Annotated in this window: 17 protein-coding genes; 8 read left to right on the top strand and 9 right to left on the bottom strand. The window is 47.1% G+C overall.

Translation table 11 applies throughout. The annotated features are described in order from the left end of the window. Positions 1 to 33 precede the first annotated feature (33 nt). From JQC93_RS09670 to JQC93_RS09660, 3 genes are all read right to left on the bottom strand, one after another. Positions 34 to 531, bottom strand: a complete 498-nt coding sequence (locus tag JQC93_RS09670; RefSeq protein WP_205158238.1) for a GNAT family N-acetyltransferase — start codon at positions 529 to 531, stop codon at positions 34 to 36. Between the two features lie 112 nt (positions 532 to 643). Continuing rightward, entirely contained in the window at positions 644 to 2197 is a 1554-nt protein-coding gene (locus JQC93_RS09665) for a glutamate synthase-related protein (RefSeq protein ID WP_205158237.1), read from the bottom strand. A gap of 359 nt (positions 2198 to 2556) precedes the next feature. Beyond that, a complete protein-coding gene (locus tag JQC93_RS09660) occupies positions 2557 to 3483 on the bottom strand; it encodes a histone deacetylase family protein (RefSeq protein ID WP_205158236.1) in 927 nt (308 codons plus the stop codon). 93 nt (positions 3484 to 3576) lie between these two features. Here JQC93_RS09660 and JQC93_RS09655 point away from each other — a divergent pair, with 93 nt between their 5' ends. Both JQC93_RS09655 and JQC93_RS09650 read left to right on the top strand, forming a co-directional pair. Beyond that, positions 3577 to 5034, top strand: coding sequence for an MATE family efflux transporter (locus JQC93_RS09655; protein WP_205158235.1), 1458 nt, complete (start codon positions 3577 to 3579; stop codon positions 5032 to 5034). A gap of 208 nt (positions 5035 to 5242) precedes the next feature. Further along, on the top strand, positions 5243 to 6823 hold the full coding sequence (locus JQC93_RS09650; RefSeq protein WP_205158234.1) for a BCCT family transporter: 1581 nt from the start codon (positions 5243 to 5245) through the stop codon (positions 6821 to 6823). 16 nt (positions 6824 to 6839) lie between these two features. Here JQC93_RS09650 and JQC93_RS09645 read toward each other — a convergent pair whose 3' ends face one another. Together JQC93_RS09645 and JQC93_RS09640 are read right to left on the bottom strand one after the other, a co-directional pair. Then, positions 6840 to 7556: a 3'-5' exonuclease gene (locus tag JQC93_RS09645; protein WP_205158233.1), complete on the bottom strand. Its 717-nt coding sequence runs from the start codon at positions 7554 to 7556 to the stop codon at positions 6840 to 6842. A gap of 8 nt (positions 7557 to 7564) precedes the next feature. Next, positions 7565 to 9439, bottom strand: a complete 1875-nt coding sequence (locus JQC93_RS09640) for a putative nucleotidyltransferase substrate binding domain-containing protein (protein WP_205158232.1) — start codon at positions 9437 to 9439, stop codon at positions 7565 to 7567. A gap of 183 nt (positions 9440 to 9622) precedes the next feature. Between JQC93_RS09640 and imuA the strand changes: the two genes are divergently transcribed. Genes imuA through JQC93_RS09625 form a run of 3 tightly spaced genes read left to right on the top strand, consistent with a single transcriptional unit; the run spans position 9623 to position 14903 of the window. Then, entirely contained in the window at positions 9623 to 10321 is a 699-nt protein-coding gene (gene imuA / locus JQC93_RS09635) for a translesion DNA synthesis-associated protein ImuA (protein WP_205158231.1), read from the top strand. A 15-nt stretch (positions 10322 to 10336) separates the two neighbouring features. After that, on the top strand, positions 10337 to 11758 hold the full coding sequence (locus JQC93_RS09630; protein ID WP_205158230.1) for a Y-family DNA polymerase: 1422 nt from the start codon (positions 10337 to 10339) through the stop codon (positions 11756 to 11758). Between the two features lie 7 nt (positions 11759 to 11765). Continuing rightward, positions 11766 to 14903: an error-prone DNA polymerase gene (locus JQC93_RS09625; RefSeq protein WP_205158229.1), complete on the top strand. Its 3138-nt coding sequence runs from the start codon at positions 11766 to 11768 to the stop codon at positions 14901 to 14903. Between the two features lie 98 nt (positions 14904 to 15001). On the opposite strand, the gene JQC93_RS09620 is transcribed toward JQC93_RS09625, so the two are convergent. Then, the gene (locus tag JQC93_RS09620) at positions 15002 to 15586 is read right to left on the bottom strand and encodes a porin family protein (RefSeq protein ID WP_205158228.1); all 585 of its coding nucleotides are present in this window, start codon (positions 15584 to 15586) and stop codon (positions 15002 to 15004) included. A gap of 384 nt (positions 15587 to 15970) precedes the next feature. Beyond that, the gene (gene fadR / locus JQC93_RS09615) at positions 15971 to 16810 is read right to left on the bottom strand and encodes a fatty acid metabolism transcriptional regulator FadR (protein WP_205158227.1); all 840 of its coding nucleotides are present in this window, start codon (positions 16808 to 16810) and stop codon (positions 15971 to 15973) included. A 597-nt stretch (positions 16811 to 17407) separates the two neighbouring features. Here fadR and nhaB point away from each other — a divergent pair. Beyond that, positions 17408 to 19000 (top strand): Na(+)/H(+) antiporter NhaB, encoded by a 1593-nt coding sequence (gene nhaB / locus JQC93_RS09610; protein WP_205158226.1) that lies wholly within the window; start codon positions 17408 to 17410, stop codon positions 18998 to 19000. A 130-nt stretch (positions 19001 to 19130) separates the two neighbouring features. Further along, a complete protein-coding gene (gene dsbB / locus JQC93_RS09605; protein WP_205158225.1) occupies positions 19131 to 19652 on the top strand; it encodes a disulfide bond formation protein DsbB in 522 nt (173 codons plus the stop codon). A gap of 52 nt (positions 19653 to 19704) precedes the next feature. Here the strand turns inward: dsbB and JQC93_RS09600 are convergent, their stop codons facing one another. Continuing rightward, entirely contained in the window at positions 19705 to 20307 is a 603-nt protein-coding gene (locus JQC93_RS09600; protein WP_205158456.1) for a YecA family protein, read from the bottom strand. 105 nt (positions 20308 to 20412) lie between these two features. Here JQC93_RS09600 and dusC point away from each other — a divergent pair, with 105 nt between their 5' ends. Beyond that, entirely contained in the window at positions 20413 to 21369 is a 957-nt protein-coding gene (gene dusC / locus JQC93_RS09595) for a tRNA dihydrouridine(16) synthase DusC (protein WP_205158224.1), read from the top strand. 127 nt (positions 21370 to 21496) lie between these two features. Here dusC and malZ read toward each other — a convergent pair whose 3' ends face one another. Next, positions 21497 to 23338, bottom strand: a complete 1842-nt coding sequence (malZ, locus tag JQC93_RS09590) for a maltodextrin glucosidase (RefSeq protein WP_205158223.1) — start codon at positions 23336 to 23338, stop codon at positions 21497 to 21499. Positions 23339 to 23394 lie beyond the last annotated feature (56 nt).

Below are 23394 nucleotides of genomic sequence, written 5' to 3'. Positions count from 1 at the left end.
ATGCCTATATCTAAGGATGAATGGCAATGTCAGCTAGGTGGTTGCGGAAAGTTTATATCGCAGTAGCTCTACGCCTTTGTCTGCATCAACAAGCGTAGTATCAAGCACCGCTCCAGCGCGCAGCATGACGGCTTCGGATGGCTTATTGGTCGTTTCACAGATGATAAACGCTTGCCCTTCAAGGGCTTTATTTCTGACGTGCGTTAGCATGGCCGTTGCGACGCCACGTCCTCGCGATTGAGGATGAGTCTCGTACCCTATGTGACCGATCACATTGTCGATAAAGTCATTCGATTGATGGCGCAATCTCAGCGCACCTATAATTTCTCCGCCTTCGACGCAAAAATAAGTGCTGCAGCGAACCCAGCCATCAGGCAGTGATTCACCGCGCGCATGCTTGATCAACTCAGACAAAAACGCCTTAGGGTCATCAATAGCGATGTCGTAATAATCTAAGCCTGCGGCGTAGCAAACATTCACGTACCTAACATACGCATCTTCAAGTGCGTGATGAGCTTTAACAATATCCATATCTAAAGTAAACCGTTAAAAACCATTGGTTTACTATGTCTATCACAAGCTCAACGGCTATGCACGTAAATCATCGGGCTTAAGTGCTAGTGCCTTTTCTAAAATGCTGAAACTAGTCTGAAGTGATGGGAACGACTCCTGAATACCGCACTCCTGATAGTTGCGCCATTTCTCGGTTCCAAGTAGCAAGATCATTAGGGTTAAATTGATCGAGCCTATCGTGGCCACAAGCTCTTGCCATAACACTCATTAACTCTGTTGACGCCTCGAAGAAGTTTTTCAGTTGCATAGAGGCTTTACCGACATTAAGCCGTGCCCGTAAGTCTGATTTTTGAGTGGCGATACCGGCCGGACAGTTGTTGGTGTTGCACATTCTTGCCGCCACACAGCCTATAGACTGCATCGCACTATTCGATATGGCGACCCCATCGGCGCCTAAAGCCATAGCCTTCACAAAATCCATTGGCACACGCAAACCGCCAGTAATGATTAAGGTCACTCTTCCGCTCGCCCCTACTTTGTCAAGGTAAGCCCGCGCTCTAGCGAGAGCCGGAATGGTCGGTACGCTAATATGATCTCTAAACATTTCAGGTGCAGCTCCGGTACCACCGCCACGACCATCCAATATGATGTAGTCCGCACTGGCATCAAGCGCAAACTGAATGTCTGCTTCAATATGGTTGGCACTGAGTTTAAAGCCAATGGGAATACCGCCTGTGACTTCACGCACCCGATCGGCAAATTGTTTGAACTCGTCAGCCGTATTTAGATCTTTAAAAGTGGGGGGAGAGATCGCAGGCGTCCCTTCTTCTATGCCGCGAACTTGCGCTATTTTGCCTATATTCTTGACTCCGGGTAGATGTCCTCCAGTACCGGTTTTTGCCCCCTGCCCTCCCTTGAAGTGAAACGCTTGTACATGCTTTAGTTTGGATTCTTCGTAGCCAAAGCCCGCGCTGGCCAGTTCGTAAAAATAGTGAGAGTTGGCGGCTTGCTCCTCTGGAAGCATGCCGCCCTCGCCCGAACAAATTCCGGTTCCGGCTAATTCTGCGCCTGTGGCTAATGCGACTTTAGCTTCTTCAGAAAGAGCACCAAAGCTCATGTCCGACACAAACAACGGAATCGAAAGTGTCAGCGGTTTCTTCGCTTTCGGTCCAATGACCAGTTGCGTCGACACAGGTACCTCCTCGAGCCTTGGTTTGACAGCCATTTGCGCAACCATCACTTGTATATCGTCCCAATGCGGCAGTAAATGTCTTGGCACGCCCATCGAGGTCATCGGTCCATGATGACCGACTTTAGATAACCCTTCTCTTGCAAGTTGGTGGATAAAGGCCACGGTAGGCTCTTCTTGGGTTGGTGCAGCGGTAGGCATAGAATCAGCACTTTGAATTTGTACCCCAGGCCCTTCTTTACCGACGTCTTCAGCGGAAAACTGTTTATGCACACCATCGCAAAACGGCTGATTCTGCGAGTGTTTACAGCGACACAAATAGGCGTCACCTGTTGAGTCTGCGGTAAAGGGTTTGGGTTTAAACCCCGTTCCGGCATGGGACCCATCGCAGTAAGGTTGATTCTTAGATTGGCCGCAGGTGCAAAAGTAATAATCTTGGCCTTCGGTAAGCTCAACTTTGATCGGTTTATTGTCTGCAATAATGGGGTTATTCATACCGCGCTTCCTTATCGAGTAAGTTCGAATAGTGGTAACTCACCCTGAGTATTCAGCTGTTATCGTTCATCAATACATGGACAGCTTAGGCATGAGTTTCATCTATGAGTAAAGCTGTGAAAGGCGCCAATTGCAATATTAGCGTCACTTGAATAACGACCCAGCGAAGTAGCTCGTCATTTTTAACCAAATACAACGATACCCATAATCAAAACCCTCTCCGTAACTGGCTTCATTGAGTGACGAACACAATCTATACATGGTTGTGCTGATTTATTCATAGCTATATGGCTGCTTGTATCTGCGCTAAGCGGTGCATCTCAGCTATGTGTTTGCACTGGAGGACATGCATCAATACCTTATTGGGATTGAAACACTTCAAACGCTGCGTTAAACAGTTGCATGTGCAAATCAACTAACTGTCTATGATCGGTGCGATACCCTCCCCCAACAACAGCTGCGATAGGTATATGGTAGCGCTTGGCTAAAGCAAACATACTGACATCTCTTGCGAGTAGTCCGTCTAGAGAAACATTCAAATAGCCCAGTTCGTCATCTTGATGAATATCTACGCCCGCGTCATAGATGATCACATCGGGTTGATACGCTCGAATGGCCATTTCGACGACTTGGTTAAATTGTTCCAAGTACTCACCATCTTCTACACCTATGTTGAGTCCGATGTCGATATCAGATTGTGGCTTGCGCGAAGGAAAGTTCTTCTCGCAATGCATAGACAGAGTAATGATGTCATCGCGATTGGTGCATAGGCTGGCGCTGCCATCACCATGATGCACATCACTGTCGACAATAAGCACACAATCGACCGCGTCAGACTCAAGCGCCACCACCGCGGCAATAACCAAGTCATTCACCAAGCAAAATCCACTGCCAAAATCGTAATGAGCGTGGTGATACCCCCCACTTAAATGAATGGCGCACCCAGTATCTAACGCCCGTAATACCGTTTCAGCCGTGCCACCACCAGAGCGAAGGGTGCGGCGAATAAGTTGCTCACTCCATGGAAACCCAATTCGGCGCATTTTCGCTGCGGGAAGCTCACCCTGTATGAGTGCATTGATATAGTCTGGGCAGTGGACTTGGGTTAATCGCTCGACGGGTAGAGGTTTGGGTTCGACAAAGTGAAAATGAGTCGCCCACTCGTCATCGAACTGACACCTTTGAAGCAATTGTTCATGCAACAAACGATATTTGTGTATCGGATATCGATGCCCATCAGGTAAAGGCAGTTCAGAATAACTGGGGTGGTAAATCAGTGGGATCATGGCTCACCGTTAAAATAAAAGTCGATTAAAAGCTTGTTTTATTGGCTATTTTCGCTCTTACTATAAATAAGAATCACTCTCTATGCGATCCCTATGACCCAACAAGCCAAATTTGTCGAAGGTTCGACCATGAAGCACATCCTCACTATGACTGGTGCGGGATCAATCGGGTTAATGGCGCTGTTTGTGGTCGACCTGTTGGACATGATGTTCATCAGTATGCTGGGGCAAGTGGAGTTGGCGGCCGCCATTGGATTCGCGGGTACATTAATGTTTTTTACCACCTCCATTTCTATTGGCACCTCAATTGCCATGGGGGCTTTGGTCTCAAAAGCTATTGGCGCTAAGCAAACTGACGATGCTCAGCGCTTAGTTACTCACATTTTGTTAAGTGCGTTTGTCGTCAACTCATTAATGACCGCTGTGGTCATGGCTTACTCACCACAACTGCTTGCTCTTTTAGGCGCAAAAGGCGAAGCCGCCTATTACGCGCAGGCGTATTTGAACATTCTACTTCCTTCTACCCCGATTATGGCAATGGGAATGGCATCAGGTGCTGCACTTCGCGCGGCAGGCGATGCAAAGCTTTCTATGTGGTCCACGCTAATCGGTGGGATCGTCAATGCCGTTTTGGATCCGCTGTTTATTTTTGGTTTTGGGTGGGGCGTTGAGGGCGCGGCTACTGCTTCGGTGATTTCTCGCATTACAGTTTTTGTTGTGGCTTTTGCACCACTCATTCGCATCCATCAACTCGTTGGTAAAATTGAATGGAATAAACTGCAACGAGACATAAGACCGATATTTGCCATCGCATTACCGGCAATATTAACCAACACCGCGACACCGATCGGCAATGCGATTGTCACCTCTAGTATTGCGGAATACGGAGAGAATTATGTTGCAGGAATTGCGGTAATCGGTCGAGTGACACCTGTGGCATTCGCTTTAATTTTTGCGCTTTCTGGGGCAGTTGGTCCGATCATTGGTCAAAACTATGGCGCGGAGCGCATCGATCGAGTCAGCGATACCTTAAAGAACTCACTCATTGTCACGGGGGTCTACTGCACCCTAGTCAGTCTATTACTCTATCTCTTGCAGGGCTTTATCATTAGTAGCTTTAGCCTAACGGGCGATGCCGCTACTGTCATTGTGGTGTTTTGCTCTGTGGTGGCATTCACTTTTATTTTTAATGGCATTCAATTTGTTGCCAACGCATCGTTCAACAACTTAGGCAAGCCTCTCTACTCAACTTTTCTAAACATGAGCAAAGCCACCTTAGGAACCCTGCCATTTGTTTACTTTGGGTCGCAGTGGTTTGGCGCTATTGGGGTTATTTACGGGCAAGCTTTGGGCAATGTGGTGTTTGGCATTTTGGCTTACTTACTCCTCAAAAAACACATCGGGTCGCTGTTCACTGAGCAGACGAAGAAACAGCAACAAGCGGATGATATTGCCCTTCAACCTGTATGCATGCAGCCGTTTTGCTCTCATGATGCGATGGTCGTAGACGAGCTTCCTAAAGAAGCCGAACTGCTGTCAGAAAACAAGTAGTTAGCGGCTAAAAAGTAGGGATACCTCGCGTTATCGGGCTATTTTTGCTAGACTTTGGTCGCATTTATAACACAGCGCTCTTCTTTTAAGCGAAATTCATACGCACTTTCCTGATCATCGATTAGTTATTATTGACCATTTACTGCCAGTAACGGGTTGCTTGCGTATTGCTTTTTACCGCTCGATTTGAAGAGACAATAAGGCATATATGACTAAAGGAATTGATAAATATAGCATTGACAGCACCGACTACACAGTGGGTCGCGACAATGTACAAAAATGGGGATTTGATGTTCACAATCCCGTTTTCGGTATCAGTGCAGGGCTTATCATCCTGTTTTTGATCGCCACTATGCTAGCGGATGCAGATACCGCTAAAACCGCACTTGATGGCATAAAGTGGGCCATCATCGATCGTTTTGACTGGGTTTTTATTAGTGCCGGCAACATCTTCGTGGTGTTCTGTGTTCTCTTGATCCTCTCACCGTTTGGTAAGATCCGCCTAGGTGGACAAAGCGCTACCGCTGAATACTCTTACTTCTCATGGCTGTCGATGCTATTTGCTGCAGGTATGGGTATTGGTCTGATGTTCTGGAGTGTGGCTGAGCCAGCGGCGTACTACACCGGCTGGTATGAAACGCCACTGGGTGTGGAAGCTAATACACCAGAAGCAGCAAAACTGGCCATGGCTGCAACCATGTACCACTGGGGTCTTCACCCATGGGCTATTTACGGTGTTGTTGCTCTGTCTCTTGCTTTCTTTACCTACAATAAAGGCTTACCGCTTTCTATTCGCTCTATTTTCTACCCTATTCTTGGCGATCGTGCTTGGGGTTGGGCAGGACACATTGTGGATATCCTCGCAGTCATTGCCACACTATTTGGTTTGGCCACTTCGCTTGGCCTAGGGGCACAACAAGCTGCAAGTGGTATTCAACATGTCTTTGGTATTGATGCTGGACTCACGTCTCAGGTTATTGTCATCTCTGTGGTGACATTGCTGGCGGTGATCTCTGTTATGCGCGGCATTGATGGTGGTGTAAAAGTGATCAGTAACGTCAATATGGTCGTTGCCGTTGTCTTAATGACCTTAGTATTGGTCATTGGCTTCAGTGTCACTGTACCTGCTATTCCATCGACATTAATGGGCTACTTTGAATATTTACTTCCGCTAAGTAACCCGTTTGGTCGCGAAGATGAAGCCTGGTTCCAAGGCTGGACGGTTTTCTATTGGGCTTGGTGGGTCTCTTGGTCTCCATTTGTCGGCATGTTCATTGCTCGTGTATCAAAAGGCCGTACGGTTCGTGAGTTTTTAACCGCGGTTCTGATTGTACCGACACTGTTTACGCTTATCTGGATGTCAACATTTGGTAGCTTAGCGATTGATCAAGTGGTTAACGAAGTCGGTACGTTGGGCGAAAAAGGCTTAACCGACGTGTCTCTGGCGATGTTCCAGATGTTCGATGCGTTGCCGTTGGGTAACATGCTATCTATTGTGGCGATTGTGCTGGTATTGGTGTTCTTTATCACCTCGTCAGACTCTGGCTCTTTGGTGATCGACAGTATTACTGCTGGCGGTAAAGTGGACGCACCAATCATGCAACGCATGTTCTGGGCATTCATTGAAGGCGCTATTGCGATTGCACTGTTGTGGATTGGTGGAGCGGAAGCTGTACAAGCCATTCAAGCAGGTGCGATTTCAACGGCGCTACCGTTTATCTTCATCCTATTGCTAATGTGCGTCAGCTTGCTACTTGGCATGCGCACTGAAATGCAAAAACTGAAGTAAAAGCAGACTTATGGCGTTAAAGCCATAAGTCTGAGACAGGTTGCTCACTATCAAAATGGTGAGCAACCTGTGCTTGTAAAAGCTCTGCTGTTGCAATGGCGTCTGTCAACGCATGATGAGGAGTATACGCAGGCAATCCATACCGAGTTCGACTTTTTCCAAGACGTATCGACTGTCTTTTCTTACCTTTAATCCGATTCCACAACCCGCCTGTCTGCGCATGTTGAATTAGCGCTTCTAGCTCTAGGGTATCGAGCAACGGAAACTCTAAACCATCTTTCACTCGCAATTCCAACTCTTTACTTAAAAACGCTCGCTCAATAAATCGATAGTGCACCACCATAATATGACCGGACATGGTTTGAATAAGCTCATCCATGATCACGCCAAAGTCAGGGGCTTGTTTTACATCGGTGTGCGTAATACCGTGTATGACCACCGACTCATCACCGATTTTTTGGTGCGGCTTAAGCATCCAATGTTTGGCTTGATTGAGATAGACGCGATTCAGATCAAACGGCACTACGCCAATGCTTATGATCTCATCATTGTGTGGATCAAGCCCTGTGGTCTCAAAGTCCATCGCCATAAAACGAACCTCACTCAAAGGGGTAGTGAGAGCGGGTATCGCCGTTTGGTAATACTCCATTATGGCTGGATATAGGCTTTGCTTTGACAGCGCGCTAAATCGTGCTGGCCAATCTATGGCCGTACCGGGAACATTCAATCGCATACTCTCACTCACTGAAAACTGTTGTTGGCGGTGTATCGATATTTCAGAAAGTTCTGAGCTCGACTTAAAATTTGGAACGCATCTTTTAGATTACGTCGATCAAACTCCGACACATTGTCAGGCTCAATATTGTTATCGGGCTCAATCTCTTGCTCCACATCGAGTGCCTGGTGACGGATACGTACCATGGCAATAAATTCCATGGCATCACGTAAATCCTGCGCTTTACTCTCTGGCAGTAATTTTGCTTCTTCAATATCATCCAACCGCTCGAAGCTGTTGGTTGCGTAGGAACCAATAGCAAGCGCATGCACACGGATCAAATCGGCTAATGGCGCAGTGCCGCGGCGTTTTAAATTAATGGAGTTTTTATGCTGGCCGTCTTTTTCCATGACAAAACTCTTAAAAAAGCCCAGAGGCGGCGTTCGATTTAGCGCATTACGTGCCAAGCAAGCTAAGAATTTCTTGTTATCTTTGGCGCGGCGAACAATAAATCGATTCAACCTATCTGCCCACTTGGTTCGCCCATAAACGCCTTGCAGATCAAAGAATATTGACGCATTGAGCAGAGCTTTAGGGTTAGGGTTATCTATCCAATCACTAAAGCACGCTTCCCACTCATCACACGTCATCCGCCAATCAGGATTACTGGCCATGATGTCACCAGTACAATAGGTATAGCCACATCGATCCAAGCCATCACACACGTAATTAGCTAACTGCTCAAAATACTCACCATGCACGGCAGGATCGTAGCTGTTATCGAGCATAATCGCATTATCTTGGTCGGTCACAATCAACTGTTCATCACGCCCCATAGAGCCCAGTGCGAGAAAACAAAATGGAATAGGTGATTCACCTAACTCATCAATGGCCAGTTCAATGATCCGCTGCTTAAAGCTGCGTCCAATAACCGACATCGCGCTGCCGACCATATGCGCATTCGCGTCCTCATTGACCAAACGTACAAAGCTGTCTTTTACTTGGTTTGACAATATCGCTAAATCATCGATAGATTGCTGCTGATAAATGGTGTTCACCAACAGCAATGAGTTTTGAGACTCATAACGAATAATGTCGGTGGTTTCGATGATCCCAATCGGCTGCTTATCTTTGAGTACCGGTAAGTGATGAACGTGATGCTGTAACATCGTCAACATGGCTTCATAGACATAAGCGTTATGATCCAATGTCATAACCTCTGTGGTCATCACATTCGCCACGGATTGGTCGACGTCGAGATTTCTTGCCAGTACCCGAGTGCATAAGTCTCTGTCGGTCACAATGCCAATCAGTTGATTTTCTTCATCTTCTTCAGGATCCATAACCAATACCGAAGAAACGCTCTCTTCGGCCATCTTAATGGCTACATTTTGAATGCTTTCGCTTTTATTCACTTGAGCCACTTCACCCGTGAGTAATTTTCTCACTTTAGACGTGGTGAGATCGTTTTGCTCATTGGCTTCAGATACGGTATTACGTAGGCGAGCAGAATCTTCCACCGCCATAAAATCAGCAAAGTTATCGCTGCTTTCATACAGCTCTAAAAAGACGTTTTCGGGCACACAATACAGCAGTGAATCTTCAATGGCGCTGGCTGGGAATCGCACGCGGTTGTTGGTGAGTAATCCCATCTGTCCAAATATTGCCCCTTCGTCCAAGCGGTTGTAGAGCTCACCATTACGTCGATAAATTTCGACCGCACCACTTCGCACCACATAGAGATCGTGAATCGACTCACCTAACTTAACAATTGGCGTGCCTTTACGATAATAAGAGATCTCAATTTTACTGATCACTGTGGTGAGAATATCGTCTTCTAAGTCTGAAAACGGCGGGTGCTGAGTCAGGAAATTTCGGATTTCTATTAGCTCGGGTTCCATTGTGCGCCACCTTTTTCTTTTCATTGTACGGCAAGGCTTGAGGCTTGCCTACAGCAAAGCTCATTGCGGTAAATACCGATAAGGGAGTGCTCAAAGGATCGCCGAAAGATCCTTTTCCACTTGCATCCGAAAATGCATCCAATATACTGTATGTATATACAGTTATTTTAGTGGCCGATACCAATGAACAGCAACCTACAAGCTCTGCATAATAAGCAATTGATTTGGAAAGGAACCCACACTCAACCTAAAGTCGAGACCTCACTATCAGGCTTTGACTCCTTAGATCAACAGTTGGGTGGGTGGCCTAAAACAGGACTCACTGAAGTACGATCGCCCATCAGTATTGGTGAATTACGGCTGTTAACGCCCTTTTTGCAACAACAAGCCAAAGAAGGGCTGATCGTTTTTATTAACCCCCCTGCTGAGATAAGCAGCCAGTACCTGGCTTACCATCAAATTCCAATATCTCAAGTGATGGTACTCACGCCAGAAAAAGAGAACGGCGCCTTATGGGCCGCGGAGCAATGCCTAAAAAGTGGCGCCTGCAAAACCGTCATGCTGTGGCACCCAGAGCTCGAAATTCATCAGGCTAAACGCTTGCAAGTTGCCAGCGAGACCGGACAGTGTGCGCATTTTGTATTTCCCCAAAACAACCATGCGCTATCGTTGCCTATTCCTCTATCGATCGAGCTTTCTAGCCACCAACAAGGCATAGAAGTGTCGGTGACCAAACGAAAAGGTGGGTGGAGCCCAACACCATTTATCGTCGATATGCGACAAACTTGGCACTACGTGGCGCAGCAAGAAAAACGCCTTGCAAGCCGTACTACTATGGGCGAAGTGGTTCATTTTCCTCGTCAATGGCAACATCGCGCCTAACCGCGCTCAACGCTCATGACTTTGTGGCTTTATCTCTACTTTCCTTGTCTGCAACTCGACACTCTGTACTCGCAACAGCCCGAGTCGAGTGACGATGTGCAGCCGATCGCTATTGTGGATAAACATCAGATTGTCCAGCTCAACAACGCAGCAACAGAGCTCGGAATTGAAGTTGGAATGGGGCTGGCCACCGCTGCCTCACTGTGTCACAACTTGCAAGTGATCCCCTACCAACAAGAGATTGAAGAAACCAAGCTCAATGAAATTGCTCAGTGGCTCTACTTAAAAGCCGCCGATATTACGTTGTTTTCTCCCAAGGGACTGCTACTTAAAGTAAGTAATATGCTCACTTTGTATCAATCCCTAGAAGGCTATTGGAGCGCGTTAACTCAGCATCTAAACACCCTAAATGTCAGTTATCACTTTGCGAGTGGGTTCTCTCCATTTTGCGCCAAGTTACTGGCTCAACAGCAACTTGATCGTTTGCTCAATGATCGCCAAGCGTTATTGGATGAGTTGCAACGATACCCTTTAACCTGCAGTGAACTCGACAGCAAAACCGTCGATAAACTCAATCGTGTCGGCGTCACCAGTTTGGCTGAACTGTTGGCGCTCAATATCACCGAAATTGCGCGTCGATTCGACATTCACTTAGTCAACTATGTAGGCAGACTCACAGGTCGATTCCATCACCCACTCACACTCTATCACCCGCCGCTGCACTTTGAGCGCCACCTAGAACTGCTGTACGAACTCGACAATGTCGCTTGGCTTGAAAAGCCGCTCGCCAAACTGCTGACTCAATTAGAGCAGCATTTGCGGCTGCGCGATCAACTGGCGTTTGAATTAAAGCTCACTCTGCATCAACGAGATACAGCGCCGCAGGGTATCCATTTTCACTCAGCAAAAGGTGAATACCGTTTACTCCAGTGGCAAACATTATCAGCGCTAACCTTAGAAAACCTTAAGTTGGAGGCACCTGTCACGGCGATCACTTTATCCACCGTGCGCGTCGATCTAAACCAAGCCCTTAGCCAAGATCTATTTGATGGCGAGCAAGGCGCACTCAGCGCACAAGAGCTCATCTCTATACTTTCAGCAAAATTAGGAGAAGAGCACGTCAGTCTGCTTGAGCAAAGTGACGACCCTCGCCCAGAATATGCCACACTCTATCGCGCGGCGCTGCACGGCTCAGGCAAGCTCGATACCGACAGGTTAACCCCTTTATTAACTCGACCAAGCTTACTCCTACCCAGCCCCGTGCCACTGCAACATCAAGTCAGTATTGTCAGTGGCCCGGAGCGCATACAGACCGGGTGGTGGGATAACCACGCCATTAGCCGCGATTACTTCATAGCCCAAGATCCACAAGGACGCTGGCTATGGGTATATCGAACACCTTCGCAGCAATGGTATTTGCACGGCTTATTTAGCTAGAGACGCCATGACAGACACACAATCTCGTACACCACCCGCAGAGCACTACGCCGAGCTGGTTTGTCAAAGTAACTTTTCCTTTCTGACTGGTGCCTCTCACCCCGAAGAGCTGATCACTCAAGCGGACTTTCTAGGCTATCAAGCTCTGGCCATTTGTGACGAATGCTCATTGGCGGGTGTGGTGCGCGCGCATACCGCCATCAAAGATAACCAGCTGTCTATTAAACAGATCGTCGGCAGCTTATTTGTGCTTGAAGACACTTGTAAGGTGGTACTTCTCGCTCCCTGCCGTGATGGGTACGCAGAACTTTGCCGGATCATTACTAAAGCGAGACGCAGAGCCAAAAAAGGCGAATACCAACTCTCTCGCTGGGACTTAATGTCAGCCAAGCACTGTCTGTTTATCTGGTTGCCTCACGCCGATCCAGACGCCAACCGCCCATGGGGAGAGTGGCTTGTTAAACACCACCCTCATCGACTGTGGATTGGTGTGCAGCGCCATTTACACAATGACGAACACCGTTATATAGAACACTGCCAAGCATTAGCAAAAGAATTGACTCTACCTATTACCGCCTGTGGCGGTGTACTGATGCACAATGCCACTCGCCAGCCTATGCAGCACACATTAACTGCCATCCGGCTCAATCAACACATTGAATCCATACCCGGAAAGCTGCTTGATAACAGTGAAGCTTGCCTACGCACGCGCGCCAAGATCAGTAAGTTATTTCCCAAGCAATGGTTAGAAGAGAGTGTTCATATTGCCAGTTTATGCCACTTTGAACTCAAAGATCTCAAGTATGAATACCCCGCCGAACTGGTCCCTGAAGGGCTCACGCCAAATCAATATCTGCGTGAGTTAGTCGAAAAAGGCAAAGCGCTGCGCTTTCCTAACGGCTTAAAGGATCACGTCAATGCCACCATCGAAAAAGAGCTCACCCTCATCGAAGAGCTGGGCTATGCCTTTTTCTTTTTGACGATCCACGATGTGGTGATGTTTGCCAAAGCGCAAGGGATCTTGTATCAAGGGCGCGGCTCTGCGGCCAATTCTGTGGTTTGCTACTGCTTAGAGATTACCGCCGTCGACCCAAGACAAATCTCAGTATTGTTTGAGCGCTTTATTAGTAAAGAACGCAACGAGCCACCCGACATCGATGTCGATTTTGAGCACGAAAGACGTGAAGAAGTGATCCAATACCTTTATCAAAAATATGGCCGAGAGCGCGCAGCGCTTGCTGCTACCGTGATCAGTTACCGCTTTAAAAGTGCAGTGCGTGATGTCGGCAAAGCATTGGGGCTAAGTGAAGAACAGCTCGACTTTTTTATAAAAAACGTCAATCGCCGCGACCGCGGACTCAACTGGCAAGCGCAAATTGTAGAGCTAGGTTTGCAGCCAGAGTCAGTCAAAGGGCAGCAATTTATCCAGCTAGTGAACGAGATCATGGGCTTTCCAAGACACCTTTCTCAACATGTGGGTGGGTTTGTCATCTCCTCTGGTCCATTGTACGAGTTGGTTCCTGTCGAAAATGCCGCGATGGAAGACCGTACAATCATTCAATGGGATAAGGACGATTTAGAAAGCCTCGGACTGCTTAAGGTGGACGTACTTGCTCTGGGTATGCTGACCGCAATACGCAAGTGTTTCGATTGGGTTAAACGCACGCACGGCCGCGACCTTAGCATTGCCGATATTACCCGCCAACAAGACGACCCTAAGGTGTACCAGATGATCCAACAAGCCGACACCATTGGCGTATTCCAAATTGAGTCACGCGCGCAAATGAGCATGTTGCCAAGGCTTAAGCCTGCAACCTATTACGACTTGGTAATCCAAATTGCGATTGTTCGACCCGGCCCTATCCAGGGGGATATGGTGCATCCTTTTTTAAAACGGCGCAGCGGTATAGAGCCTGTCAGTTACCCATCCGATGCCGTGAAAGAGGTGCTTGAGCGCACCATGGGCGTACCCATTTTTCAAGAACAAGTCATTAAGTTGGCGATGGTCGCGGCAGGCTTTACCGGTGGTGAGGCCGATCAGCTTCGGCGCGCAATGGCGGCATGGAAAAAAAATGGCAATGTGTTTAAGTTCAAACATAAGCTGATAAACGGCATGCTCGAGCGTGGCTACGAAGCCAGTTTTGCCGAACGCATCTTTGACCAGATCTGCGGCTTTGGTGAATATGGCTTTCCCGAAAGCCACTCTGCCTCGTTTGCGATATTGGCCTACTGCTCTGCTTGGCTGAAATATTATTATCCGATTGAGTTTTACTGCTCACTGCTAAACAGCTTGCCAATGGGATTTTACAGCCCCTCTCAGCTTATTCAAGATGCGCAGCGCCATCAATGTGTGCTGCTGCCTGTCTGTGTCAATCAATCTCAGCGCGATCACAGTGTGGTGCGTTATCACGATAAGAAAGCCATTCGCTTAGGCTTTCGCTTGGTGAAAGGGTTATCCGATGCAGGGATAGAGCAACTGATGTTAATGCGTCGGGATGGCGATTTTACCAACGTTCATCAAGTCAAAAGCTGCGGCCTATCCAAACGAGACTTAGAATCGCTCGCCTCTGCCAATGCCTTTCGCCGCATCAGTGGCGATCGATACCAAGCGCGTTGGGATATGATGGACAGCACCCATGAATTACCGCTGTTTAAACAGGCAAACCCGCATCAAGATCTTAGCCAAGCGGTTGCCGAAGAGGCGCCTAAATACACTTTGGCCCCAAGCCCATACCAAGCGTTAATCGAAGATTACCACTCCACAGGACTCTCTTTAGACAAACACCCTATCCGCTTACTGGATCAGGCTGGCGTACTAGGAAAATTCACCCGCAGTGACCAACTAAAGCACCTTGAGCACAAAACCGTCACCACCGTCATTGGGGTGGTCACAGGGAGGCAGTCTCCAGGCACCGCAGCAGGCGTGACCTTTTTCACCTTGGAAGATGACGTTGGTAATGTCAACGTTGTGGTATGGCAAGGTACTGCTCGCGCTCAGAAGCAAGCCTACCTTACCGCGAAAATCCTCAAGGTTACCGGTGTGGTGGAGCGAGAAGCCAATGTGATCCATGTCATTGCTGGTAAGCTCACCGATATGAGTGACTGCTTAAGCAATTTTTCGACTCATTCTCGGGATTTCCATTAGTGACCAAACCCCATAAACGCAAAAAAGCCCCCTTTCGGGGGCCGGGTTACGCGAGGTAATCGCATAAATTTTGTCTAATCATCTTGCTAAATGAACGATTAGAATTTGTAGCCGACAGTGATAAGACCTTGAGTCAATAGATCATCTTTAGTCACTGTGTCACCTTTAACAGAAAAGTCTGTCGCTTGAATACGACCATCCACATATAGACCGTTGTCTAATGTCATACGTACACCAGCTGCGCCACGTCCTTTAAAAGCGACCTCATTCTTACCATTAAAGCCTAGCAATTTGCTAGTATCTTTATCAAAACCAACACCACCAACCGCTGCGTAAGGTTTAATCGATACGCCATTGTCTAAGTTAAAGGTATAACCTGCTTCCGCTTCAACCGACAAATCGTACATAGTACCTAGGTTAGTACTCTTAGATTTACTTTGGTTTGCAGACAAACCAGTACCAGAGCCTTTTACATTAATGCCAAAGATACCGTTGAACTCATAACCCGCTTCTAATGCCAATGCCGGGTCAAGCTCCAAGTCGCCGCCTGTTGACCTACTAAGAGTGTTACTGCCAATATCAGCGCCAAAACCACCACCAACACGTAGACCAGAATTATCACCCGCTGCAAAAGTAGACGCAGAGATGATGGCAAGAGTAGAAGCTAGAATGAATTTTTTCATTGTTTGATTACCTCGTAATAGTTTAAATAACCTCCGTTTAGAATCACTGCCAATCCCGTTTGGCTTGAGGTGTAATTTACGTAAACATCAAGAAAAGGTAAAAATAGGAAGTATCGGCAAAGCAGATAGGTGAGTTACAAGTAGTTACATGAGCGAGTGTGATTGGTGATTATTGCGCGTATAAAGCTAAGATTGATCACAGCACATATCGCTAATGCAGATACTAGCACAAAGGAGAACGCCATCATGCACAACAGCGACATTCAGAGAACAATGCCTTGGTCTTGGCTGCCTAGCCTCTCGCAAAATGAAGCCCACAACGTCCAAATACAAAAAAGGCAGACTAATCAGTCTGCCTTTTCATAGAGTCTAAACTTGATAAATTTAGCTATCGTCTTCAGTGAAGTTTGACGGTAAACGAAGCTTCATTTCCATCCAGATTTGGTTACTCTCGATACCGTACTGGCGGATCACTGCGGGTATACGATCAAGATCGCCAGACTCACATACATCTAACAACTCTTTGTAAAAGGTGAGTGCCAAATTACGAGCTTGAGGGTTAGAGAAGTAGAAACTGCCAACGCGATCGTACAGCTTGCGCATGCCGTTAAAGATCAATCCGTAAATCTGGTTGCCCGAGTGGAACGCGATTCGCTGGAAGAACATGTAATCGTAAAAGTTGAATGTCTTAGCCACCAAGATTTGATTACGCTTAAGCTCATCTTTTTCATTGTCTTCTTTGACAACTTGCTTAATCTTATCAGCATACGGCGAGCTCTCTAAAAACTCCGCCCAAGAAGGTGCTGCGATCAATGCTTCACAACTGTCGATAACCGAGGTGATGGTTTTTTCAGTCGCATCTTTGTTAAGCTTAAACGCGTAACGCATGAAGATTGGGCTGATGTTTGCACGTGCGGCCAGCAAGTCTTCGACAATTGCGGTGGCGTTATCCGCATCCAAGGTCATTAAGGTATCCAAAATATGCAAACCAGAGGTTTCCATAAATTGGTTCACTTTGGTTGGCTTGCCATGTTGAATCGTTAGCCACCCATCGCGAGCCAAGCGCTGCAACACTTCGCGAAGCGTAGTACGAGTCACCCCGATCAGTTCTGAAAGCTCACGCTCTGCGGGAAGGATTGAGCCCGGAGGAAAACGACCATTCCAGATACTCTCGATTATGTATTTCTCAGCAAAACCTGCTGGGCTTTTCGCCTTAATTACCATTTAAGATGCTCATGTCGATCACTAAAAAACTGGACTCATCATACCACTAATGGTGTACACAGAAAACCAAGGACAACTGTTGTTTAAGCATGCATCACTCTAAACCCAACCCAAAACACAAAAATATATAAATATTGAATTCCATCTTAAGTAGAGCACAAATGCTAAGCATATTTCACTGAGGAACAAGCACTACATTAGTAAAGTTGAATTTTCACCCTACATACCTGATATTTAATACACAAAAAAACCATTTAATATCATTGACTTATTTAATCAGACCCTATTCTCAAATGAAAACCTATCTAGCAAAGGCGCTACAAATTACCAAAAACAACAAAATGACACAGATCAGAGCCAGATCGCAGTTCTTATATTTATAAACGGTACAAGATAAAAGTTTTTAATTTTCTATTGACTAATAACTTTCAAGGAGTAGAGTTTGCGACCGAACACACTGCTTCTCGGTCAAAATGGAAGTGCTTTGGCAAGCCTATAACCACGTATTTGTGGGTTTTCTAAGTCACTGTCAACTAATAATTATTCAAAGAGGAGTCGTGTCCTTTTTTTAGCCTGTAGTTGTAAAAGAGAATAATTATGCCACTGACACTTGGTAGCGCCTTCATGAAAAACTTTCTGGGCAAAGCTCCAGATTGGTACAAGCTCACCATTATTGCGTTCCTCATCATTAACCCAATAGTATTTGCCATTAACCCGTTTGTAGCCGGTTGGCTTTTAGTGGTGGAATTTATCTTCACCCTAGCAATGGCACTTAAATGCTACCCATTGCAACCTGGTGGTCTATTGGCCATCGAAGCCGTCGCCATCGGCATGACCAGTCCTGAAATGGTCAAACATGAACTGGTCGGAAACATTGAAGTCCTATTACTGCTGATCTTTATGGTCGCCGGCATTTACTTCATGAAAGATCTACTATTGGTTATCTTCACCAAAATCCTGTTATCGATTCGTTCAAAAGCCGTGCTTTCAGCAGCCTTCTGTCTTGCTGCCGCGTTTTTATCAGCTTTTCTAGATGCACTAACCGTTATCGCGGTCGTGATTAGTGTCGCGGTCGGTTTCTACTCTATTTACCACAAAGTGGTGTCGGGTAAGGGCCATACCAGTGCCCACGATCATACCCAAGACGACCACTTATCAGAACTTACACGTGACGATTTAGACCACTATCGTGGATTTCTTCGCTCACTGCTCATGCACGCTGGTGTTGGTACCGCTCTTGGTGGGGTGATGACCATGGTTGGCGAACCACAAAACCTTATCATTGCTGAGCAAGCTGGATGGACATTTGGCGAGTTTTTCGTTCGTATGTTGCCAGTAACATTCCCAGTATTGATCTGTGGTGTACTAACCTGTCTAGCGGTCGAAAAGCTCAAAGTTTTCGGCTATGGCGATGAGTTACCTGATCCAGTACGTAAAATTTTGGTTGATTTTGACAATGATCAAAAGCAACGTCGCACCAAACAAGACATCGCAAAACTGTGGGTTCAAGCGGCAATCGGTGTTTGGCTGATTGTTGGTCTAGCTCTGCACCTAGCAGCGGTTGGTTTAATTGGTTTGAGCGTCATCATTCTCGCCACAGCCTTTACTGGTATCATTGAAGAGCACTCACTGGGCAAAGCGTTTGAAGAAGCACTGCCCTTCACTGCGCTTCTTACTGTCTTCTTCACCATTGTTGCCGTGATCATCGATCAAGAATTGTTTGCACCTGTTATCGATGCGGTACTAGCCATTGAAGACCAAGGTACGCAGTTGGTACTGTTCTACTTGGCAAACGGCGTACTTTCAATGGTGTCGGATAACGTATTCGTTGGCACCGTTTATATTACCGAAGTCAAAACCGCGTTGGTTGAAGGCGTAATCAACCGTGACCAATTCGACTTACTCAGTGTCGCAATCAACACCGGTACCAACCTGCCGTCGGTTGCTACGCCAAATGGTCAAGCGGCATTCCTATTCTTGCTTACATCCGCAGTCGCACCTCTGGTTCGTCTCTCTTACGTACGCATGGTAGTCATGGCTTTCCCATATACCATCGTATTGGCTCTTGTGGGTTTGTTTGGCATCGTATTCTTGCTCGAACCTATGACTCAACTGTTTTACGAATGGCACTGGATCACACACCACACCGGTGATGTTGCCGAGGCGGTTTCCACAGCGGGTCATCATTAAACCCTGAGTCAAAGTGAATCACCCACTTAGTAAAGGTTGGATGAATAAATCATTGAACCTATAAGTAAAACTGGTTAAATTGAGGCTCATTAGAGCCTCTTTTTTTAGCCAATTAAATATCGAGATCACCGTGAAGTTACTCACCATTATCAATCAATTCTCTAAGACTCGTCTCGCTTGGAGTCTACTACTGATCTGTATCCTTATCTTTGAGCTTTGCGCACTCGGGTTTCAACACATTATGGAGCTTCCTCCTTGTGTAATGTGTATCTACGAGCGAGTGGCGATGTTTGGCATCGCAGGGGCTGCCATCATTGGACTTTTCAATCCCAAAAACCCGGTGATCCGTTGGGTTGGCCTCGCAGCCTGGGGCTACACTGCATGGCAAGGCTTAGCTCTATCCCTTGAGCATGTCGATTACCAATTTAATCCATCGCCCTTTAAGACCTGTGATCTGTTCGTGGTCTTTCCTGAGTGGGCGCCGCTTAACCAGTGGATGCCGTGGCTATTTGAAGCCTACGGAGATTGCAGCAAAATTGTTTGGCAATTTATCGGCCTATCAATGCCACAGTGGCTAGTCGTTATCTTTGCAGGCAACCTTATCGCACTCGGGATTATTGTCATCGCACAGTTTTTCCCTAAAAAAGCATAATCAAAAAAGGCGCCATTAACGGCGCCTTTTATTGTTTTACAGTGGCTGAGCATCATTGCCCGCAGCACGCTTTAAATTTTTGACCACTGCCACACGGGCAATCATCATTACGTCCAACGTCTTTATACGGATTAACACGCTGTGCGTGTAACCCGACCAGCACTTCATCAGCCGCCATTGCCACTTCATTCACCATCACCGAAAACTGTGGCAATAGATCACTTAGTGACGGTGGCTGTTCAACCCCAGCGTCCCTCATCTGAGCCTGCGTCTGAGACTCATCGATGGCTAGCATCAAAGTCGTTAGCAAGGCTTGCAACATTCTAGCGGTACTGTCCAACACCTCAATGTCACCCCATTGCTCTTCAATGGTTGGCCACAACGTCATAAAACCTTCGGCAAAATCGGCGAACTCATCCTTAGAAAACGTCGACCAAATCGCCCACTCGCCACGTTTTAACCAGGAATACTGAGCCTGAAGCTGCTGTTTAATCAACTGAGCATCTTGACTCTCTAGCTCACCAAATATCTCGCCTAACCAACTATCCGGATCTAAAGGTTTAACCGCGCAGTTGGCGGCAAGAAGGACACCTTCAGCAAAATACGGTGTGATTTCAGTAGTATTGGGGTCAAGCGCTAACAGCGGGTACATAATTTAAGTTCCATAACAGATAGTGCGCCTCTTATATCAACTCTTACGAAAGATGACAAATCCCAAATCCGGCACTACAATGCGCAGTCACTTTTTGGAGAATCCACAATGCGCGTTGTACTTGGCCCTATGGAGGGCGTCCTTGATCACTTGATGCGAGAGCTACTGACCGACATCAACGACTACGATCTCTGCGTTACAGAGTTTGTAAGAGTGATCGATAGATTGCTTCCCGAGCATGTATTTCATCGCATTTGCCCAGAGATTGCGCACAACTCGCAAACCGCCAATGGCACCCCTGTGCATATTCAACTGCTTGGACAACGACCTGAATGGATGGCTGAAAATGCTGTTAGGGCCGCCGAACTTGGCGCGAAAGGCATCGATCTCAATTTTGGCTGCCCTGCCAAACTCGTCAACAAAAGTGGCGGAGGGGCTTTGTTGCTAAAAGACCCTGAGCTGATCCATCAAATCGTTAAAACCGTGCGTGAGGCTGTACCTAGCTCCATTCCGGTGACGGCAAAAATTCGCTTGGGTTGGGATGATCCTAACCAGTGTTTTGAGATCGTGAACGCGGTAGAAAATGCTAAAGCATCAGGCCTCACTATTCATGCTCGCACCAAGGTCGGCGGTTATAAGGCCGACGCTATTGCCTGGGAATACATTACCAAGGTAAAACAAACAGCTACTATCCCGCTCACTGCTAATGGCGAAGTGTGGAATCACCAAGATGCGATGGATTGTTTGGCAACCACAGGCTGCGACTCTCTCATGATCTGCCGCGGTGCACTCAATACCCCTAACCTGGGTAATGTCGTCAAATATCAGCATAACGCGCTGCCATGGGAAGACGTCGTGTCGCTGCTGATCCGCTATTCCAATTATGAAATCAAAGGTGACAAAGGCTTGTACTACCCAAATCGGGTAAAACAGTGGATGAACTTCCTGCGAAAGCAGTATCCACAAGCCGCAGACCTATTTCGCGTTATCCGTGTACACAACAAGGCCGCACCTATTGTTGAGTTACTTAAGCAGCACCACAAACAGCTTAAAAGCGCAGCCTAAGCATCATATCGGAAGTGCCCTCAGTGGCACTTCCTGCGTTTACGTACTTTAATAGGCTAAGCTATCCACTGCACGCAGCCCTAATTGCACAGGGTAATCTGCACCACAGAATATTGGCCGAACTATTTTAATCCATCATTGCGAGAACTCTGTATCCTTTCGCTGGTAGATTCATCTCAATCTGACCTTGTACCGCTTGCGCCTCTTCGTCTCCTAACAACGACGTAAATTTCGCGTCTTCAATACCCAGTTTCCACGAAGGGATCGATACGGCTTGAACTTGCTCAGCTAAATTGAGTGCAACTATAACGATCTCGCCCTTAAGCTCGCGCGAATAGATAAGCTGCTGGCCTTGAGCCACTAAGAATTGAATATCACCTTGACGCAGCGCCGCATGACTTTGACGTATGGCTATTAAGGATTGGTAAAAGTCTAGCCAAGGGTTACCGTCAACACTATGCCAAGGAAACGGTCGACGGTTGTCTGGGTCATTCTGCCCGACCATACCAACCTCTGTACCGTAGTAAAGGCAAGGCGTACCAACATAGGTCATCAGGAACACGCTAGCCAGTTTTTGTTGCGCCTCGTCCTCATTCACCATAGTGAGAAAACGCGCCGTGTCGTGAGAATCAAGTTGATTCAGTTGGGTTAGCTGATTTGCCCATGGCAATTTGCCCTTAGCTTCCGTCAACCAATCCACAAAGTCTTGGGTAGACAACTGGATCGGTGCATACGCAATATCTTTGTGCGCGAAGTAAGCGCGTACTGGGTGCGCAAAGCCATAGTAGTTCATCGCACCGTCTTCTTGATCCCCTTGCAACCATTGTGAGGCTTCAAAAAAGTGTTCACCTAGTACAAATGCATTGGCGTTCTCTTCTTTGGTAACTCGGCGAAACTCCTTCACATAGTGCGCGTTATTTTTGGCGCCCTCACCTTCGCCCACCATATGCACAACATCCAAGCGCCAACCATCAATATTGTACGGTGGGCGTAGCCAATACCTCATCACCGCATCATCTGCATCGTAAATGGCATCACGCACACCCTGATTCTCGAAGTTGAGTACAGGCAGACTCGCCACACCCTTCCAGCCCTGATAACGCTGGCTGTCCTCTTCAAATAAATAGTAATCTCGATAAGGCGAACTCGGCGACTGATACGCCCCGTCGCCGCTACGGCCACTCATATCAAACCATGGGTGCTCCACCGAAGTGTGATTAAATACCGCGTCGAGTACCACTTTCATTCCACGCTGATGAATATTGCTGGTGAGTTCGGCAAGTTGTTGATTCGTTCCCAAATGTGGATCGACACTGTAGTAATCCATTGTGTCGTATTTATGATTGGTTTGAGAACTAAAAATCGGGTTCATATACACCGCAGTAATACCCAACGCCTGCAGATAATCGAGCTTTTGAGCAACACCTTGTAAATCACCGTTATAAAACTCAACCGACATCCCTGCCCCTGTGGCAACCGCTGCTTGATCCCAACTTTTTACTGTCGCAGGAACAGTGCCGTGCTTAATCGAGTACTCCCCGTCGGTCACTCCAATCGTTGGGTCACCATTACAAAATCGGTCCGGGAATACTTGATAAAACACCTGATCACTCACCCAATCAACAGGCTGATGGTCGGCGTTATATTTAAAATGCAGCTCTCGCGGTGGCATGCGAGATTTAATGCCTTGTGCATCCAGCCACCACTGCTGCGTAGCACTGATCGCTTTGAAGACGTAATGAGTCACGTCACGATCACCATTGAGAGGAATTTCTGCGCTCCATTGCGCAAGTCGACCTTTGTCTTCGCCGCGCGTCATCTCAATCAAATACTCTTCATTATCCGGCTCAATACGAACATAAACCGTTAAAAGTTCATCGATTTTGGTTTGTAGTACAAGTCTAAGGGTTGAGGTGGTAGCAGTGACACCATCGCACGTTGAAGCATGATGTAAAAAGGGAGCAGTCATGAAGCGCAATCTCGAAGTTTATTTAGGCGGACATTGTAGAAAACCTTAGGCACAAA

Source organism: Vibrio ulleungensis, assembly GCF_016900875.1.
GTDB lineage: Bacteria > Pseudomonadota > Gammaproteobacteria > Enterobacterales > Vibrionaceae > Vibrio > Vibrio ulleungensis.
Note: the sequence above shows the minus strand (reverse complement) of the source record. Positions and strands in the feature narration are given on the sequence as shown.